19 protein-coding genes are annotated in these 18,293 nt (G+C 66.7%); 13 read left to right on the top strand and 6 right to left on the bottom strand.

Annotation, left to right across the window (positions count from 1 at the left end; genetic code table 11):
- The first annotated feature begins 119 nt into the window (after nucleotides 1-119).
- From A5707_RS16185 to A5707_RS16170, 4 genes are read left to right on the top strand one after another with little or no spacing between them, the layout of a single operon-like run.
- Nucleotides 120-1,568 carry an amino acid permease gene (locus tag A5707_RS16185; protein WP_065015472.1) on the top strand — a complete coding sequence of 483 codons (1,449 nt, stop codon included), beginning with the start codon at nucleotides 120-122 and terminating at the stop codon, nucleotides 1,566-1,568.
- On the top strand, nucleotides 1,565-1,747 hold the full coding sequence (locus A5707_RS16180) for a hypothetical protein (protein ID WP_065015471.1): 183 nt from the start codon (nucleotides 1,565-1,567) through the stop codon (nucleotides 1,745-1,747). Before A5707_RS16185 ends, A5707_RS16180 begins: the two co-directional genes overlap by 4 nt.
- A 42-nt stretch (nucleotides 1,748-1,789) precedes the next feature.
- Nucleotides 1,790-2,428 carry a TetR/AcrR family transcriptional regulator gene (locus A5707_RS16175; RefSeq protein ID WP_065015544.1) on the top strand — a complete coding sequence of 213 codons (639 nt, stop codon included), beginning with the start codon at nucleotides 1,790-1,792 and terminating at the stop codon, nucleotides 2,426-2,428.
- Complete coding sequence (locus A5707_RS16170) at nucleotides 2,424-3,092, top strand: enoyl-CoA hydratase-related protein (protein ID WP_419866435.1); 669 nt, start codon at nucleotides 2,424-2,426, stop codon at nucleotides 3,090-3,092. Before A5707_RS16175 ends, A5707_RS16170 begins: the two co-directional genes overlap by 5 nt.
- Nucleotides 3,093-3,147: 55 nt before the next feature.
- On the opposite strand, the gene A5707_RS16165 is transcribed toward A5707_RS16170, so the two are convergent.
- The 5 genes from A5707_RS16165 to A5707_RS16145 all read right to left on the bottom strand — a co-directional run bounded on the left by A5707_RS16165 (nucleotide 3,148) and on the right by A5707_RS16145 (nucleotide 9,025).
- A complete protein-coding gene (locus A5707_RS16165; protein WP_065015469.1) occupies nucleotides 3,148-6,066 on the bottom strand; it encodes an RND family transporter in 2,919 nt (972 codons plus the stop codon).
- Nucleotides 6,063-6,467, bottom strand: a complete 405-nt coding sequence (locus A5707_RS16160) for an MmpS family transport accessory protein (RefSeq protein ID WP_065015543.1) — start codon at nucleotides 6,465-6,467, stop codon at nucleotides 6,063-6,065. The genes A5707_RS16165 and A5707_RS16160 overlap by 4 nt, the downstream gene beginning before the upstream one ends.
- Nucleotides 6,468-6,648: 181 nt before the next feature.
- Entirely contained in the window at nucleotides 6,649-7,248 is a 600-nt protein-coding gene (locus A5707_RS16155; protein WP_065015542.1) for a TetR/AcrR family transcriptional regulator, read from the bottom strand.
- A gap of 8 nt (nucleotides 7,249-7,256) precedes the next feature.
- Nucleotides 7,257-7,901, bottom strand: a complete 645-nt coding sequence (locus tag A5707_RS16150) for a nucleotidyltransferase family protein (protein ID WP_082969503.1) — start codon at nucleotides 7,899-7,901, stop codon at nucleotides 7,257-7,259.
- Nucleotides 7,898-9,025 carry an XdhC family protein gene (locus A5707_RS16145; RefSeq protein WP_065015540.1) on the bottom strand — a complete coding sequence of 376 codons (1,128 nt, stop codon included), beginning with the start codon at nucleotides 9,023-9,025 and terminating at the stop codon, nucleotides 7,898-7,900. Before A5707_RS16145 ends, A5707_RS16150 begins: the two co-directional genes overlap by 4 nt.
- A gap of 108 nt (nucleotides 9,026-9,133) precedes the next feature.
- Here A5707_RS16145 and A5707_RS16140 point away from each other — a divergent pair, with 108 nt between their 5' ends.
- The 7 genes from A5707_RS16140 (at nucleotide 9,134) to A5707_RS16110 (ending at nucleotide 15,680) form a co-directional block, all read left to right on the top strand.
- Complete coding sequence (locus A5707_RS16140; protein WP_065015468.1) at nucleotides 9,134-11,467, top strand: xanthine dehydrogenase family protein molybdopterin-binding subunit; 2,334 nt, start codon at nucleotides 9,134-9,136, stop codon at nucleotides 11,465-11,467.
- An 11-nt stretch (nucleotides 11,468-11,478) separates the two neighbouring features.
- Nucleotides 11,479-12,171, top strand: a complete 693-nt coding sequence (locus A5707_RS16135) for an SRPBCC family protein (protein ID WP_065015467.1) — start codon at nucleotides 11,479-11,481, stop codon at nucleotides 12,169-12,171.
- Nucleotides 12,168-13,043 (top strand): FAD binding domain-containing protein, encoded by an 876-nt coding sequence (locus tag A5707_RS16130; protein WP_065015466.1) that lies wholly within the window; start codon nucleotides 12,168-12,170, stop codon nucleotides 13,041-13,043. The genes A5707_RS16135 and A5707_RS16130 overlap by 4 nt, the downstream gene beginning before the upstream one ends.
- Entirely contained in the window at nucleotides 13,036-13,506 is a 471-nt protein-coding gene (locus A5707_RS16125) for a (2Fe-2S)-binding protein (RefSeq protein WP_065015465.1), read from the top strand. The genes A5707_RS16130 and A5707_RS16125 overlap by 8 nt, the downstream gene beginning before the upstream one ends.
- A gap of 138 nt (nucleotides 13,507-13,644) precedes the next feature.
- The gene (locus tag A5707_RS16120) at nucleotides 13,645-14,202 is read left to right on the top strand and encodes a hypothetical protein (RefSeq protein WP_197495344.1); all 558 of its coding nucleotides are present in this window, start codon (nucleotides 13,645-13,647) and stop codon (nucleotides 14,200-14,202) included.
- Nucleotides 14,203-14,219: 17 nt separating this feature from the next.
- Entirely contained in the window at nucleotides 14,220-15,158 is a 939-nt protein-coding gene (locus tag A5707_RS16115; protein ID WP_065015464.1) for an LLM class F420-dependent oxidoreductase, read from the top strand.
- 18 nt (nucleotides 15,159-15,176) lie between these two features.
- Nucleotides 15,177-15,680: a hypothetical protein gene (locus A5707_RS16110; protein ID WP_065015463.1), complete on the top strand. Its 504-nt coding sequence runs from the start codon at nucleotides 15,177-15,179 to the stop codon at nucleotides 15,678-15,680.
- 190 nt (nucleotides 15,681-15,870) lie between these two features.
- Here the strand turns inward: A5707_RS16110 and A5707_RS24975 are convergent, their stop codons facing one another.
- Complete coding sequence (locus A5707_RS24975; protein WP_197495343.1) at nucleotides 15,871-16,356, bottom strand: hypothetical protein; 486 nt, start codon at nucleotides 16,354-16,356, stop codon at nucleotides 15,871-15,873.
- A gap of 8 nt (nucleotides 16,357-16,364) precedes the next feature.
- Here A5707_RS24975 and A5707_RS24195 point away from each other — a divergent pair, with 8 nt between their 5' ends.
- Nucleotides 16,365-16,790 carry a hypothetical protein gene (locus tag A5707_RS24195; protein ID WP_065015462.1) on the top strand — a complete coding sequence of 142 codons (426 nt, stop codon included), beginning with the start codon at nucleotides 16,365-16,367 and terminating at the stop codon, nucleotides 16,788-16,790.
- Nucleotides 16,791-17,170: 380 nt separating this feature from the next.
- On the top strand, nucleotides 17,171-18,293 hold a 1,123-nt coding region (locus A5707_RS16095; RefSeq protein WP_156658028.1), incomplete at its 3' end, for an Hsp70 family protein.

Here is an 18,293-nt window from a genome sequence, read left to right as displayed (position 1 = left end):
CGCAGCTCAGCGAATGCCGGACCATCCAGGCGGGGCAGTCGGATACCCTTTCCCCCAGCCCGTTGCACGGGTAGCCCCGGCGTCGCCGTGTACGCCTGATCACGACGATAGGAATCCCGATGCCACCGCTGCCCGACGCGCCTACGCCGGCAGTACGCGAGACGGCCCCGGACTTTTTGACTCGTGAAGACGCCGGGTATCACAAGGAGCTGCGGCCGCGGCAGCTGCAAATGATCGCGATCGGCGGCGCCATCGGAACCGGCTTGTTCCTGGGGGCGGGCGGACGGCTGGAGTCGGCGGGGCCGGGGTTGTTCCTCGTCTACGGGATCTGCGGGGGCTTTGTGTTCCTGATCCTGCGCGCACTGGGCGAGCTGGTCCTGCACCGCCCCTCGTCGGGATCGTTCGTCTCCTACGCCCGCGAATTCTTCGGCGAGAAGGCGGCCTTCGTCGCCGGCTGGATGTACTTCCTGAACTGGTCGATGACGGGGATCGTGGACTCCACTGCGATCGCGAATTACTTCCACTACTGGACGGCGTTCCACGTGGTCCCACAGTGGACTCTCGCGCTGATCGCGCTGGTGGCGGTGGTGTCGGTGAACATGATTTCGGTGAAACTCTTCGGTGAGCTGGAATTTTGGGCCGCGCTGATCAAGGTGGTCGCGCTGATGACGTTTCTGGTCGTCGGGACGGTGTTTTTGGCCGGGCGCTACCAGGTCGACGGCCAGGACACCGGGCTGAGTCTGTGGTCCGAGCACGGCGGGTTCCTGCCGACCGGTCTGCTGCCGCTGGTGCTCGTGACGTCTGGAGTCGTATTCTCCTATGCCGCAGTCGAGCTCGTCGGAACCGCCGCCGGTGAAACGGCCGAGCCCGAGAAGGTCATGCCCCGTGCCATCAACTCGGTGGTGGCCCGCATCGCGATCTTCTACATCGGGTCGGTTGCGCTACTGGCGCTACTGCTGCCATACACCGCCTACAAAGAACACGAAAGCCCTTTCGTCACCTTCTTTTCCAAGATCGGCTTCGGCGGCGCGGGGACCCTGATGAATGTGGTGGTCTTGACCGCGGCGTTTTCCAGCCTGAACGCCGGACTGTATTCGACGGGCCGGATTCTGCGCTCGCTGGCGATCAACGGCAGCGGCCCCAAGTTCACCGCGCGGATGTCGAAAAACGGTGTGCCCTACGGCGGTATCCTGCTGACCAGCATGATCGGACTGTTCGGCGTCGTGCTCAATGCAGTCAAACCGGGCCAGGCCTTCGAAATCGTGCTCAACATCGCGGCGATGGGCGTGATGGCGGCCTGGGCCACGATCGTGGCGTGTCAGCTGCGGCTGCACCGGGCAGCGAAGGCAGGCACGATGCAGCGGCCCAACTTCCGGATGCCGTTGGCGCCCTACAGCGGCTACGCCACATTGGCGTTCCTAGCGGCCGTACTGGTGCTAATGATGCTCGACCATCGGCGCGGCCACTGGATCATTGGCACGCTGGCGGTGGGGATCCCGGCCTTGATCGGAGGCTGGTATTTGGTCCGCCACCGGGTGATGGCTACCGCTAAGGAGGGAAACCAATGAGCCGCAACCGATATGCGGCCACGCCTCCGCTCTACGGAATGGCGATGGTCTTCCTCGCGATCGCGATTGTCGCCGTCACCGCGTATCTGCACGCCGGCTGGTGGTCGATTCTGGGCTACGGAGCCGCCGCGGTGATCGCGGTGACGGGTTTCGCGCTCGCCTTCCGCGACTTCTCATAACGGCAGGTTGTAACAGAGCGAGTGCTCTGTTACGGTGTGCCGATGCCCCGGCCTCGCGTGTATGAACCCGATCGGGTGCTCGATGCCGTCGAGTCCCTGGCGGCGACCTACGGTTCTGCCGCGGTGACGATCCGCGCAATCAGCGCTGCCGTCGGGGTTTCCAACGGCGCGGTGTATCACACGTTCGGGTCACGCGCCGGCCTGATCGGCCAAGCGTGGTTGCGCGCAGGACGGCGATTTCTCACGGAGCAAACCACATCGGTCGATCGGGCACTCTCGGCTGCGGGTCCACAGGCCGCAGTGGAGGCGGTAGTGGCCGCGGCCGAAGTGCCGGTGGTATTCGCCGAGCAGTATCCGCATTCGTCTCAGCTATTGATGTCAGTGCGTCGTGAAGAGTTGCTGAGCCAGGACCTGCCCAACGAGATCGCCACTGAACTACGTGATCTCGAGCAACTGCTCGTGGGTTTGATGATCCGGCTCGCGGCCGGTGCGTGGGACCGCAAAGACGCCGCCGCCGTAGACACCATCACCACATGCGTCGTCGACCTGCCGACCGCCATCCTGTTGCGCCGTGACCGCCTGGGCAACACCACAGCACGTGAGCATTTGCGCGCGGCAGTACGGGCGGTTCTAGCGGTCGGGCCACCGCCGCATGGGAAGGGAAAAAGCCGTGGGAATTAGCCTGAAGTATGACGGAAAGATCGCCGTCCTGGACCTCGGCGACGGCGAAAACCGGTTCTCGCCAGTGTTTCTCGACGAGATGAACTCCCACCTGGACGAGATCGTCGGGTCCGGTGCAGCTGGCCTCGTCACCACAGCGGCCGGCAAGTTCTACACCAACGGTCTGGACCTGGACTGGCTGGCCGCCCATGGCGAGCAGACCCAGTGGTACGTCGGGCAGGTCCAGGCCATATTGGCCCGGATATTGACGCTGCCCGTTCCGACCGCTGCCGCTATTGTCGGCCACGCATTCGGCGCCGGAGCAATGCTGGCTCTGGCACACGATTTTCGGGTGATGCGGGCCGACCGCGGCTACTTCTGTTTTCCCGAAGCGGATATTCGCATCCCGTTCACGCCCGGGATGGCCGCACTGATCCAGGCCAAACTCACCCCGCAGGCGGCGGTCGCCTCGATGACCACCGGTCGGCGCTTCGGCGGTGACGACGCGGCGAGCCACGGCCTGGTCGACGCGACCGCAGGCGAAGGTGCGGTGACCGCCGCGGCGGTTGACCTGCTGCGGCCACTGGGCGGGAAGGATCCCGGCACGCTAGGGGCGATCAAGCAAACGATGTTCGGCCCCGCCGCGGAGGCGCTGATCGCGGATGCCGCCGCATCGTCGGACTAGCTGGACATTGAGTGTGAACTCAGGGATGGCTGGGGGCGAAAATCCCGCCCGCGTTTCACACTCGAATCCCACGTTTCACACTCGACACTGGTGCGTCGTCCTCCTCCGGGTCGTCCCAGAGCAGCAGTTGGCGCACCGCGGGCCGTGATCCGTACGGCTGCAACATCTGACTGGCCGGCCGTGGACGCACCCGCTGCGGCCACCAGAACCAGCGCCCCAGCAGCGCTGCGATGGACGGCGTCATGAAGGAGCGGACGATCAGGGTGTCGAACAGCAAGCCCAGCGCGATAGTGGTGCCCACTTGTCCGAGAATCACCAACGCACTGAAGGCGAATGACGACATCGTGGCGGCAAACACCAGCCCGGCGGTAGTGACCACCGAACCGGAGCCGGCCATCGCGCGGATGATGCCCGTCTTCAACCCGGCGCCGATTTCTTCTTTGAACCGGGAGATCAGTAGGAGGTTGTAGTCGGATCCGACTGCCAACAGCAGGATGACGGCTAGCGCCAGCACAACCCAGTACAACTGCATACCGAGGATGTCCTGCCACACCAGCACGGACAGCCCAAAGGATGCGCCCAACGACAGGGCCACCGTGCCCACAATGACGATCGCGGCGACGAGGCTTCGGGTGATGATCATCATGATGAGCAGGATCAGGCTCAGCGCGGCGATCCCGACGATCATCAGGTCATATTTGACCGAGTCCTGGATGTCTTTGTAGGTCGCGGCGGTTCCCGCGAGATAGATGTGGGAGCCCTCCAGCGGCGTTCCCTTGACGGACTCTTTCGCCGCATTTTTGATGGCGTCGATATGCGAGATGCCCTCGGGCGTCGCGGGATCCCCTTCATGGGTGATGATCATTTGCGCCGCTTTGCCATCCGGCGACATGAAGAGTTTCAGACCTCGCTTGAAATCGGGGTTGGAGAACACCTCGGGCGGCAGGTAGAAGGAGTCGTCGTTTTTGGCTTTGTCGAAGGCTTGCCCCATTGCGGCCGGGTTGTCGTTCGCGAAGGCCGACTGGTTGTTGATCCCGGAATTGGTCGCGTAGTTGGACAGCGTCAGCTCGAGATTCGTCATCTGGCTTTGGATTTGGGGCGGAATCAGCGCCACCAGTTGCGGCTGCAGGGCATCCAATTTGTCCAATGACGCGGTGATGCTTTCGAACTGTTCAGTGAGTTCGTCGATGCCGTCGATGGCATCGAAGACGTTCCTCAGTGCGAAACAGACCGGGATGTCGTAGCAGTGCTTTTCCCAGTAGAAGTAGCTGCGAATGGGTCTAAAGAAGTCCTCGAAATTCGCGATCTTGTCTCTCAGGTCGGTGATCGTGCCGATCGTGTCGTGAAAGCTTTGGGTCTGTTCGTGGGTCGCCGCGGCTGTCTGCTGCTGAAGGGCATACTGCTGCTGCAAGATGTCGATCGTCTTTCTCAGCTCGCCGGCCTGTTTGAGTAAGTCGGCCGCCCGGTCCTTTTGGTATTTCAGGTTCATCACCTGACCGACGCTTTGCTGGCTGAGCTGAAACGGTATCGAGCTGTGGTCAAGCGGCGTGCCCAGCGGCCGGGTAATCGCCTGCACCTTCGCGATACCCGGGGTGTGGAAGACGTTTTTGGCGATCCGTTCCAACACGAGCATGTCGGCCGGGTTGCGCAGATCGTGGTCTGCCTCGACCATCAGCAGCTCGGGATTCAGCCGCGCTTGGGAGAAATGCCGCTCTGCGGCCGCGTATCCGATCTTGGCCGGGGTCGCGGCCGGTAGGTAGGGCTTGGAATCGTAACTCGTCTTGTATCCCGGTAGGGCGAGCAGCCCGACAAGCGCGACCGCGATAGTCACCACGAGGATAGGCGCCGGCCAGCGCACGATCGCGGTGCCGATGCGCCGCCACCCCCGCGTCCGCATGGTGACCCTGGGTTCGAGGAGACCGAAGCGACTGCCCACCGCAAGCACGGCGGGCGCCAAGGTCAGCGCGGTCATCACCGAAACCAGCATTCCCACCGCCGAGGGAACGCCCATCGATTGGAAATAGGGCTGCCGGGCGAACGTGAGGCAATACACCGCGCCGGTAATCGTCAGGCCCGAGCCCAGCACGACGTGGGCGGTGCCGTGAAACATGGTGTCGAAGGCGGTTTTTCGGTCTTCGCCGGCTCCGCGCGCCTCGTGATACCGGCCCAGGACAAAGATCGCGTAGTCCGTGCCGGCGGCGATCGCCAGCAGCGTGAGGATGTTGACCGAGAACGTCGAGAGTCCGATCAAGCCGTAATTCCCCAGCACGGCAACGACTCCCCGCGCCGCGGCGAGCTCGACCAGGACCGTGACGAGCACCAGCATGGTGGTGACCACGGAACGATAAACCCAGAGCAACATCGTCACGATCACCACGAACGTGATGAGCGTGACCTTGAGGATGCCTTTGTTGCCCACCTCGAACTGATCGGTGATCAGCGGTGCCGCGCCGGTGACATAAGCCTTGACGCCCTTTGGCGCTGGTGTGTGGTCGACGATGTCGCGCACCGCGTCGACGGACTCGCCGGCCAACGCGTCGCCTTGATTACCGGCCAGGTACACCTGAACCAGCGCGGCCTTGCCGTCGTTGCTCTGCGAGGCCGACGCCGTCAGTGGGTCGCCCCAGAAGTCTTGGATGTGCTCGACGTGCTTGGTGTCCTGCTCGAGCCGATGGATCAAGGTGTCGTAGAACCGGTGGGCGTCGTCGCCGAGGGGCTTGTCGCCCTCCAGCACGATCATCGCCGCGCTGTCGGAGTCGAATTGTTCGAACACCTTGCCGATGTGCTTCATCGCCTGCAGCGCCGGCGCGCTGGGGGAACTCATGCCCACCTGATGCGCCTTGGCCACGGTCTCCAGGTTCGGTACCGCGATGTTGGTGAGGGCAGCCACGCCGACCCACAACAGGATGATCGGTACGGCAAGCCGGCGGATGGTATGCGGCACGAAGCCCCGCGGGGCGCGGTGGTCGCTCATCCGGATTTGTCGAGGCAGTAGGTGTAGGCGTTCACTTCGTTGACGGTCCTCTCGTCCTTGACCTCGTCGTTGATGATGATTCGGCAGCCGAGCGTGCTGCTGTTGCCTTGCGCTGTCAGGTTGGCGATGACCGCGGGGTCGGTAGTGATGTCCTCGTATTTCCACGGCAGCGGAGCGCGGTCGACGCGCTGCGGCACCGCGTGGATGTCTTGGTAGTTGATGGTGGCCACCGCTCCCGGGTCGCCGAAGACCTCGTAGACCACACGCTTGGGGTTGAACGGAACGCTGTCGTTGAGGACGCCAGTCGGAGTGGACGTGTCGTTGTGCGAGCCGAAGATGCCGTGCAGCCGATACACGCCGAACCCCGCGAGCGCCACCACCGCGACGGTGACCAGCACCATCCACCAGCGCCTGACCAGGTCGAAGACTGAACGCCGCTTCACCCGTTGGCCTTTCGATCACCGGTGACGCCGAGGTCATCGTCGCTGTATTGGGCAGGAAACCTAGGAGAACAGTACGGTACCGGACCGGACTGCACAAGAGACGCTGCCGTATACAGTTCGGAGGTCGGGCAAGGTCGCCCTAGCGGGTCAGGCTGGGCAGGATGACGTCGTCGACGAGGGTTTGCACCGTCTGCGGGCTGGCCGGCCGGTCCTGGACGACCGACCGGAAGATCAGGTAGCCCGGCAGCAGATCCCACAGTTCGTCATTGATGGCCCCCTCGGCGATCTCACCGCGGTCGACGGCCTGCTGCAGCACGTGACGGACGAGGGCCTTCCGTTCGTCGACGAATTCGCGTTGTAAGACTTCGTTGAGCGCCGGGTTGCGCGACGTCTCCACCAGCACCGCGCGAATGGTGCTGGCATGGTGGCGAGTCTCCTGGGCGACCAGCTCACCCAAGCGCAGCAAATCGCCACGCAGCGTGCCGGTGTCGGGCGGAACGGCGACCTGGCGGATCCCCTCGATGAGCGCGGCCAACACCAATTCGGCTTTCGACGGCCAGCGCCGGTACACGGTGGCCTTGCTGGCTCGGGCGGTGGCGGCGACAGCATCCACCGTCAGTCGGTCATAGCCGTGTTCCTGCAGCAGTTGCAATGTCACCGTAAGCAACTCGGTTTCGCGTGGCGACCACGGCGAGGGGTCCGCTGCGCAGTCGGCAACCTGGGTCACAGCGCCCACAATAGAGTCCCTCATTTAGTACTGTCCAGTACCGTACCGGCGGGTTCAGGCGGCTCATCAATATCACGGCCGCTGGCCAAGTCGCTGCAGTCGACATTCTCGACATCCGAGCGGTCGCGCAGGTAAGCGCCCGCGCCCTGATCGCCGGTCAAGCGGGCCAGCACCTCGGGCCAGTGCCGGCGCGCGATGACGACGGGGTGGCCGGGGTGGCTGCCGAACGTCGCGCGCGCCAGCCCACCGCGAGATGCCAACGCCCGCTGCAGGACTCGGCTCACTACGTCGGCTCCGACATCGGGGGTGTCGACGACGTGCAGTGCGGCGTAGTCGGCCCCCACGCGATCGGCCGCGGCCAACCCGGTGCGCACCGCTGCGCTCAGCCCGTCCTGCCAGTCATGCGCGGTAACCGCGGTGGCATCAGCGGGGGCCGGCACCTCGGCGGCGCCGAGCACCACTACCACGTCGTCGCATCCCCCGTCGCGCAGCGCCCGCACCGCGATCTGCAGCCAGTCGTCGACGAGCACCTTCGGCTTGCCGTAGCGCCGGCCGGCGCCAGCGGCCAGCAGCACCCCGACAGTCCTGATGGCGCCGCTCGCCCCCGCAAGCGGGGAGACCCCCGCCTCGTCGCTGCCTTCTCTATCGTCGTCGGCGCGTCTCATGGCTCCACGTCGTGGTGGATCCGGCCGTCGACCTCGGTCAGCGGTCTCCCACCGCCGCCCCAACAGCGGGCGATGACCTCAGCGGCGATCGACACCGCAGTTTCTTCCGGGGTACGAGCACCGAGATCCAGGCCGATCGGGCTGGCAAGCCGGCCGAGCTCGGCCTCGGTCAGTCCGGCCGCACGCAGTCGCTCCAGCCGATCGTCGTGGGTGCGGCGCGAACCCATCGCACCGACATAGCCGACGACGGGCAGCCGCAGCGCCACCTCGAGTAGCGGTACGTCGAACTTGGGGTCGTGGGTCAGCACACAGATGACGGTTCGCGCGTCGATGCCCCCCTTGGCGGCCTGCGCGCGCAAGTAGCGGTCAGGCCAGCCGACGATGACGTCGTCGGCGGTCGGGAATCGGGCCCGGGTGGCGAACACCGGGCGAGCGTCACACACCGTGACCCGGTATCCAAGGAAGGCACCCTGCCGTGCCAGCGCCGCCGCGAAGTCGATCGCGCCGAAAATCAGCATCCTTGGCGGCGGCGCATGGCTGGCCACGAACACCTCCATGCCGACGTCCTGGCGTTCGCCATCCGGTCCATAGGTCAGCACACCGGTGCGTCCGGCGACCAGCATGCCGCGGGCGTCGTCGGCGACGGCGGCGTCGGTACGCGCTGAGCCCAGCGAGCCGTCGACCGCGTCGGCGGTGATGACCATCCGACCGCCCAGCCGGCCGGGGTCGGGATGGGCGATCACGGTGGCCACCGCGGTCGGGCGGTGGGTGGCGATGCGATCGGCCACCATCTGCAACTGCGGAAAGGTGTGCCGGGAGATCGGCTCGGCGAAGATGTCGATCTCCCCGCCGCAGGTCAGGCCGACAGCGAACGGATCGTCAGCGCTGATGCCGTAACGCTGCAGCTCGGGCCGCCCGGCGCGGGCCACCGCGGTGGCCAGTTCGTAGACCGCCGCCTCCACGCAGCCACCGGACACCGACCCGGCGACCGTTCCGTCCGGCGCAACCATCATCGCCGCACCCGCCGGCCGCGGCGACGAGCCCAGCGTGCGCACCACGGTGGCGACGCCCGCGATGCCGCCGGTTCTCCAGACAGAGGTCAACTCCGGCAAGACGTCACGCACGATCACTCCGTGGCACCCGGGCTATCGACTGTGATAACCGCACTCTCATATAATGGCATTGCACTTCTCATAATGCGATAACCTGCTGAATCGAGATGGAGCGATGGCATGGCTGACCTGGCGCAACGGACCGTCGCCCCTCGATACGCCGGCACTCGGGTACATCGGGTCGAAGACACCCGGTTGCTCACCGGTCGGGGCACCTTCGTCGACGACGTCTCGCGGCCGGGCATGCTGCACGGCTGTTTCGTGCGCAGCCCGTTCGCCCGCGCCCGCATCAACAGCATCGACACCTGCGCGGCGCTGGCACTGCCCGGCGTACGGGCGGTGTTCGTGGCGACCGACCTCAACCCGTGCGTCAAGGAAGCCTGGCACGCGGTAGCCGGCAAGGACGTCCCCGACACACCGCGCCCGCCGCTGGCCGAAGGCGAGGTCAAGTTCGTCGGCGACCCCGTTGCCCTCGTCGTCGCCGAGAACCGGTATGTCGCCGAGGACGCGGTCGAACTGGTCGAGGTCGATTACGAGCCACTGCCTGCCATCGCCGACTTCACCGCGGCGCAAGGCTCCGACGTCGTGGTCCACGAGGCGTATCCCGACAACGTCGCCGGCGGCATGGCCGGAGCGCCGCCGGACGAGGAGACCTTCGCGGCCGCCGCGTGCGTGGTCTCCGAAAACGTCTATCAGCAGATCTATCTGCCGGTGCCGATCGAGACACGCGGCATCGTCGTCGAATGGTCTTCTGCGGCAGACGAACTCACCGTCTGGGCCTCCACTCAGACGCCGCACGAACTGCGGGCATTCGCCGCGCGCCTGCTGGGCATCCCGGCGCAGCGGGTGCGGGTCATCATGCGCGACACCGGCGGCGGCTTCGGTCAGAAGGTGGTGCCGATGCGCGAGGACATGTGCATCATGCTGGCCGCGCGCAAAGTGCCGGCGGCGCTGAAGTGGATCGAGGACCGTCGTGAGAACCTGATGTCGGCCGGGCAGGCACGCCACGTGAACGGCAGAGCCCGAATGGCTTTCGACGACGACGGCACCCTGCTGGCCGCCGACATCGACTTCGCCCAGGACATCGGCGCCTATCCCACCCCCTATCCGGTGTTGACCACCGCCGCGATCGGCATGTTCTTCCCCGGTCCCTACCGAGTACCCAAGGCCAGCTTCAACTACAAGACGGTGTTCTCCAACACCGCCGGCCTGGCGGCCTACCGCGGGCCGTGGCAATACGAAACGCTGGCGCGGGAGATCCTGCTCGACATCGCCGCCCGCAAGATGGACATGGATCCGGTGGAGTTGCGGCGGCGCAACATCCTTCGCGGCGACGAGATGCCCTACTTCAATCCCAACGGCATGCCGTATGACCATGTCGCGCCGGCCGACACGTTCGAGCAGGCGGTGAAGATCCTCGACCACGAAGGCTTCCGCAAAGAGCAGCGCGAGGCACTGGCGCAGGGACGCTATCTCGGGCTTGGGTTTTCGGCCTACATCGAGCCGACCGGCGCCGCCACCGGCCACCTGGCCACCGAGGGCGCGACTATCCGCATCGAGTCGACCGGCAAGATCAACGTCTACGTCAACGGCGGCTCGACCGGTAACAGCATCGAGACCACCGTCGTCCAGTTGACCGCCGACGCGCTGGGCGCCGACATCGCCGACGTGGCGTGCATCCAGGGTGACACCGCGGTCACGCCGTACGGGGCGGGTACCCAGGGCAGCCGCAGCGGTCCGATGACGGCCGGGGCGGTCAACGAGGCCGGCGGCATGCTGCGCGCGCAGGTGGTGGCGATGGCAGCGCATTATCTCGGCGTGGCGGAAACGGATGTGGAACTGGCGAATTCACGCGCCACCGTGCACGACGATCCCGAGAAGAGCGTGAGCTTCGCCGATCTGGCGTACCGGGCCTACTACGAGCCGCAGCAGTTGCCGCCGGGGACGTCGGCGTCGTTGGAGGCGACGGCACGGTTCACCTCGCAGGCGCCGATCCACTGGGCCAATGCTACGCACGCCTGCACCTGCGAGGTCGACGTGGAGACCGGGCACGTCAAGCTGTTGCGCTACATCGTCAGCGAAGACGTCGGCCCGATGATCAATCCCAATGTGGTGGAAGGCCAGATCGCCGGCGGGACGGTGCAGGGCATCGGCGGAGCGCTGATGGAAAACCTGGTCTACGACGTCGACGGCAACCCGTTGTCGTCGACGTTCGTCGACTACCTGTTGCCGACGGCCACCGAGGTGCCGCCGATCGAGTTCGGCCACGTCGAAATTCCCGGCCCCGGTGTCGGCGGCTACAAGGGGGTCGGCGAGGGCGGGGCCATCGGATCGTCGCCGGCGGTGATCAACGCAATCAACGACGCGCTGGCGCCGTTGGGTGTAACGCTGACTCATCTGCCCGCCAGCCCGGCGTCGATCGTTTCGCTGCTCGAGCAAGCTCACGACAAGTAAGGATCCCGAAGTTGGAGCTCAACAACGAATTTCGTGTCGCGGTACCGCCGGCCAAGACCTGGGAGGTGCTCACCGACGTCGAACGGGTCGCCCCGTGTCTGCCCGGCGCCACTTTGTTGAGCGTCGACGGCGACGAGTTCACCGGCGCGGTCAAGGTCAAGGTGGGCCCAATCACCGTGTCGTACCAGGGAATCGCCTTCTTCCAGGAAAAGGACGCGGCCGCCCAGCGGGTGGTGCTCAAGGCCAACGGCAAAGAGACCCGCGGCAACGGCAACGCCGCCGCGGTGGTGACCGCGCAGCTCAAAGACGAGGGAGGGGCGACCGCCGTCGTCATCACCACCGACCTGACCATCTCGGGCAAGGCGGCACAGTTCGGCCGCGGGGTGTTGGCCGACGTGTCGAGCAATCTGATCGCCCAGTTCGCCAAACGGCTCGAGGCCGATCTGCTCGGCGACCAAGCAGGCGCCGAAACATCCTCGGCGGTAACGGTATCCGCGCCGCCGGTGCAGGATGCCACAAGCGACTCGGTCGACCTTCTCAAGGTGGTCGCGCTTCCGGTGGCCAAGCGGGCCATGCCGGTGCTCGCCGGTCTTGCCGCGGGCACGGCGCTCGGGTTGCTGCTGGGCCGCCGGAACCGGCGGGCGCATGCCCATCCGGTACTGGCCGAGGATCTGCAGGCCGCCTTGGTCCGGCTGCTGTCATGAAAGCCGCCCCGTTCGCCTATCACCGCCCCGAGTCGGTCGAAGAGGCGGTCGGTTTGCTCGACGAATACGGCGACGCGGCAAAGATCCTGGCCGGCGGGCAGAGCCTGGTGCCGATGCTGGCGATGCGGCTGACCTACTTCGAGAATCTCGTCGACATCTCGCGGGTCGACGAGTTGGTGGGCATCGACCTGTGCGGCGACGAGGTGCGGATCGGTGCGGCCACCCCGCACGCATTGGTCGGAATGGACGACGAGGTCGCCGATTCCGTTCCGCTGCTCACCCGTGCCACGCCGTTGATCGGACACTTTCAGATTCGCAGCCGCGGCACCCTGGGCGGTTCGATCGCCCACGCCGATCCGGCGGCGGAATACGGCGCGGTGGCGTTGGCGCTCGGCGCGCAGATGGAGGCGGTGTCGTCGACGGGCAGCCGGGAGATCGGCGCCGACGACTTCTTCACCGGGCTGTGGGAGAACTCGCTGCAGTCGGGCGAAATTCTGACCGCCGTGCGCTTTCCGGTGTGGGGCGGCCGGTCGGGTTTCGCGATCGAGGAGTTCGCCCGCCGCCACGGCGATTTCGCGATCGCCGGCGCCGCGGTGGCGGTCCAAGTCGACGGCGACGACCGGATCAGTCGGTGCGGTATCGGGCTGCTTGGGCTGGGCTCGACTCCGGCGCGGGCGTCGGCGGCTGAGCAGGCGGTGCTCGGCCGTCCCGTCGACGACATCACACCCCAGCAGATCGGTGAACTGGCCATGGCCGATCTCGACGATGTCCCCGCCGACCTGCAGGGATCGGCGGCATACCGGACCAGAGTGGGCGCGACGATGGTGGGCCGCGCCTGGACCCAGGCGATTCAGGAGGCATGCAATGAATGACTTGCCGGTCCGCGTATCGGTCAACGGGCACCCGACCGAAGCGATCGTCGAGCCGCGGCTGACGCTGGCCGACTATCTGCGCGAACACTGCGGGCTGACGGGCACCCATCTGGGCTGCGAGCACGGCGCCTGCGGCGCGTGCACGGTGCTGCTCGACGGGGCGGCGGTGCGGTCATGTCTGATCTTCGCCGTCCAGACCGACGGCATGGAGGTGACGACGGTCGAAGGCGTCGCGTCCCCCGACGGTGAGTTGTCGCCGGTGCAATCGGCGCTGCGCGAATGCCACGGCCTGCAATGTGGGTTCTGCACACCGGGTTTCGTCATGTCGATTACTGCGCTGCTGCGGGACAACCCGCAGCCCACCGACACCGAGATCCGCGAGGGCCTGTCCGGCAACTTCTGCCGCTGCACCGGTTATCAGGGCATCGTCAACGCCGTCCACCGCGCCGCGGGCCTTTCCTAGCGCGAAAGTGCAACTGGCGACGCGTTTGCCGAGTAAGGCCGTCGCTGGATGCACTTTCGCGGAATTGTGCGGGCAACCTCGCCACAAGGTGCGTCACTGCAATCACTTGCGCCACTTCCTGCGTAGGCTGAGGCCGATATGTCTGGGCGCGGAGCGAAGCTCGGTCTGATCGGCGGGTGGCTGCTGGCCGCGCTGCTGGCCCCCGGCTGCAGCACGTCTACCGACGGCAAGCCGGTGGCGGTCCCCGGCGCCGGGGCGCCCGAACCGTCCTTCCCGACCGCCAGGCCGTCGATGCGGCCGACGGCGAAGCCTTCCGTGCCCAGTCCCTCGCCGAGCCCGACCGCGCCGGGCGGCGCTATTGCGCTGCCGCCCGACCAGAGCGGTTACGTCTTCATCGAAACCAAATCCGGTCAGACACGCTGCCAGATCGCGACGGACAGCGTGGGCTGCGAAGCGCAGTTCACCAACTCGCCGCTCAAGGACGGTGAACACGCCAACGGCGTCAGTATCACCGCCAGCGGCGACGTGCAGTGGGTGCTCGGCAACCTGGGCGACATCCCTGTCGTCACCATCGATTACCGCACCTATGACGCCCAGGGCTGGACGATCGACGCCTCCGAGAAGGGCACCCGATTCACCAACGAGCGCACCGGTCACGGCATGTTCGTCAGCATCGAGCACGTCGACACGTTCTGAGCCGCAGCGCCCGTAGTCTGTCGGGCGTGGACTTCCGCGTTTTCGTCGAACCGCAACAGGGCGCCAGCTACGCCGACCAGCTCGCCGTCGCGCAGACCGCCGAATCGTTGGGCTTCTCCGGGTTTTTCCGCTCCGACCACTACGTGGCGATGAGCGGTGACGGGCTGCCCGGCCCGACCGATTCCTGGGTGACCCTGGGCGGTATCGCCCGGGAGACCTCGACGATCCGGCTCGGCACGCTGGTCACCTCCGCGACCTTCCGGCATCCGGGCCCGCTGGCGGTGTCGGTCGCGCAAGTCGACGAGATGAGCGGCGGGCGGGTCGAATTCGGCATCGGCGCCGGCTGGTTCGAGCGGGAGCACCGGGCCTATGCGATCCCGTTCCCGCCGTTGGCCGAGCGGTTCGCCCGGCTGACCGAGCAATTGGAGATCATCAGCGGACTGTGGACCACACCGGAGGGCGAGACGTTCGACTATGCCGGCGCCCACTACGCGATCAACGACTCCCCCGCCCTGCCCAAGCCGGTGCAACAACCGCAACCCCGGATCATCATCGGCGGGATGGGCGCCAAGCGGACGCCGCGGCTGGCGGCGACATTCGCCGACGAGTTCAACGTGCCGTTCGCGCCGCTGGACACCATCCGTACCCAATTCGATCGAGTCGGCGCCGCGGTGCAGGCAGTGGGCCGATCGGTGGACGCGATGACCTATTCCGCGGCGTTTGTGGTGTGCGCCGGGCGCGACGACGCCGAGATCCGCCGGCGGGCCGCCGCCATCGGCCGTGATCTCGACGAGCTGCGGGACAACTCTCCACTGGTAGGCACCCCCGATGAGATCGTCGACCGGCTGGGGCCGTTCACCGAGATCGGCGTGCAGCGGGTGTATTTGCAACTGCTCGACATATCGGATCTGGAGCACCTGCAGCTATTCGCCGACGAGGTGCTACCCCAGCTGTGACAGTCGTAGGATCGATCCGTGGCCCGCTACGGTCCCCCGGATAACCCCAGCAACCAGCCCACTCAGCGGGCCGACTACGACCCAACCGCACAACAGCCGACCGGGCCCATCGAATCTGCCCAGCTCGCCGAGACTGACACCCCACCAACACCCTGGTATCGCAAACGCTCGCTGTTGGCCGCGTGGGCCACGGTGGTGGCGATCCTGGTCGCGCTGATCATCTACGGGCTCGTCGAACTCTCCACCGGTGGCGGGGGCGCGCCGACCCCGACGACATCGTCGACGTCGACAACGACCACCAGCCCCTCGACAACGACGACCACCACGACCCCGGCACCGTCCAGCTCGAGCGAGCCGCCGCCGCCACCACCGCCGCCGGCTCAGAACGCGCCCGTCCCACGGCAGCCCGCACCGGCTGCGCCGCACCAGCCTCCGCATCTGCCCAAGCTGCCGCCGTTGCCGCATATACCGTCGACGATCACCCTGCCGCACACGGTGATCACCCTGCCGCCGGGCATCTGAGCCGAACGCCAGCGACGGGTCGGCCTTCCGCCCGCGTGGCACCGGTGCTGCTGCGGTGGCCAGAGCTACCATCAGCCACCGTGACAGGCTACGAACCCCCCGGCAATGGCGGCGACGAGCCGACTCAGTACGCGCCCAATTACGGCCAAAGCGGCGACCCGACCCAATACGCCGGCAACTACAGCGAGTATCAGACGGGCCCGGAATACGACGACGGCGGCGCGACCGCACCAGAGCCGGAACCTGAACCCACGCCGTGGTACCGCAAGCCCGCAGCACTGGTCGCTTGGGGTGTGGCGGTCGCCGTTCTCATCGCGCTGATCGTCTGGGGCATTGTGCAACTGGTGAGCGGAGGCGGTACGTCGACCACGACCACGTCGTCGACCACCACCACAACCACCACAGCGGCGCCCACGACCACCGCCGCGCCGGTTGTGCCGCCCAGCACGGCCGCCCCCACCACGACGGCACCGACGAGCACCACCACGACGACCACCACCACAACCACGACGACGACCACGACAACCACGACAACGACGACGACCACCGACACCACAACGACGACGACGACCGCCAGCGCACCCCCGCCCGGAGCGTTCAACGCGCCGTCGGTGATCACCCTGCCGCCGATACCGACGGCAATCACGCTGCCGCCGGGCCTCTGAAGCGATAACATCGCTCGCCGTGGGGGGCAGCGAACCACCTGGCAACGCCGACGACTCACGCTCGAACGGCGATAGTGACGACCTGTTCAGCCGCACCGACGAACCGTCGCCCTGGTTTCTCAAACCCTGGGTGCTAGCCGGCTGGGGCGTGCTGGTCGCGATCCTGATCGCGGTGATCATCTACGGCCTGGTCATCTTGGCCAGCGGTGGTGGCGGCACGCCCGCCACCACCAAGCCGTCACCCACGACCACAACCACGACCACCACGACGACGACCACCACCACCACGGTCAGGACCACCACCACTACCACCACGACGGTCCCGCCGGAGACCACCGAAGAGGAACCGGCACCGCCGGTGACGAACCCACCGGCGACCGAGCAACCGCCGCGCCGTCACTGGTGGCAGGACCTGCCCAACATCCACGTGCCCTCTATCCCCTGAGCCGTTAGCGCCGAGTCCTCCGCGGCCCTAATCCCGGGGCAGCCGGCAACATCGGCCGCATCGGTAAGGTGGTGTCAGCGATCGATTGTGCGGGATCTGCGGCACAGCGTGCGGCGGCATCGGGATCGCGCACCGGAACAAACACGAAGTCCAGCAATGAGTTTGCCACGGTACCCCCTGTTCGGCCGTCGCCACCGAGCCGGGGACTCACAGCAATCCCCCAGCTGTTTCCCATGTTGTCTCGGCCGTAGTTCAGCCCTTCACCGGATTAGACCGCGCCGTAACGGGGGACTGCATATAGGGATCGTGGGGCAGTGCCGACGCTGTGAGCTTGGGGGGTCTCGGCCGTCGGCCATAGGTGGGATACAGAGGTGCGCGATATGAGCGACCCGCTCGGGCTGTCGGTCGGGGTGGCAAACCTGGTGGCAGCGCGGGTGGGCAGCGCGCCGGTGACCCGGCGATCGGTGTTGACGGTCTTCGACCACCGGCCACCCGAGGTCGGTGTGCCGGAGGACAACCCGAAGCTGAACGAACCGGGGCTGATCCTGAGCGGATTCATCGAGCGAGTCGACGACCCGGCGCCGTTCATCGGGCCCGACGGGTCGACTCATCGCAGCGATGTGTTGGCCGCCGAAGCCCTCGATGCGGTGGCTCGCGCCGCCGGCGGCGGCGCTCCAACGGCCGTCGCAGTTCCCGGGCACTGGGGCCAAAACGCGGTCGCTGCGCTGCGCGAGGCAGTGCGCGCCAAGCCCGCGCTGGCCCCCAATGGTGTGATGCCCGCGTTGATTTCCGACGCCACCACGGCACTGGCCGCGCTGTATGCGAAGCCGGGATTCCCGACGGACGGCGTCGTCGCGCTGTGCGACTTCGGTGCCAGCGGCACCAGCCTCACGCTCACCGATGCAGCAGCGAACTTTCGGCACATCGGTGAGACCGTTCGCTACACCGAATTCTCCGGCGACCAAGTCGACCGCGCGATCCTCAACCGCCTGCAGGCCCGCGGCACCGCCAGCAGCGACGCGGTGGGCACCGGGCCGGTCGGGTCCCCGGTCCGCCGCCTCGACGAATGCCGGCGTGTCAAGGAGCAACTGTCCGCGGCGACGGTGGCTGTGGTGCCCGCCGAGATGCCCGGCCTGGGCGACGAGGTGCGCTTCACCCGCGCGGAGCTGGAGGAGCTGATCGCCGGACCGCTCGGCCGGTTCGTCAGCTGCGTCCAAGAGATGTTGCGGCGCAAGGAGATCCAACGGACCCAATTGGCGGCGATCGCGACGGTCGGCGGTGGGGCGTGCATCCCGTTGGTCACTCACCAGTTGGAGGAGCGGCTGCAGGTCCCGGTGGTGACCACGCCGCAACCCACCCTGAGCGCCGCCATCGGCGCGGCGGTCCTCGCCGAGCAGCAATCGTCTGCGGGCGGCATGGCTGCCGCGGCCCCACCGACGGCGGCGGGACCCACCGTCGCCGCCCCGGTAGAACCGCGCGGTTTCGACGAGGTCGAGCCGAGCG

Origin of the sequence: Mycobacterium kyorinense (assembly GCF_001672775.1) — a bacterium.
Classification (GTDB): Bacteria; Actinomycetota; Actinomycetes; order Mycobacteriales; family Mycobacteriaceae; genus Mycobacterium; species Mycobacterium kyorinense_A.
Note: the sequence above shows the minus strand (reverse complement) of the source record. Positions and strands in the feature narration are given on the sequence as shown.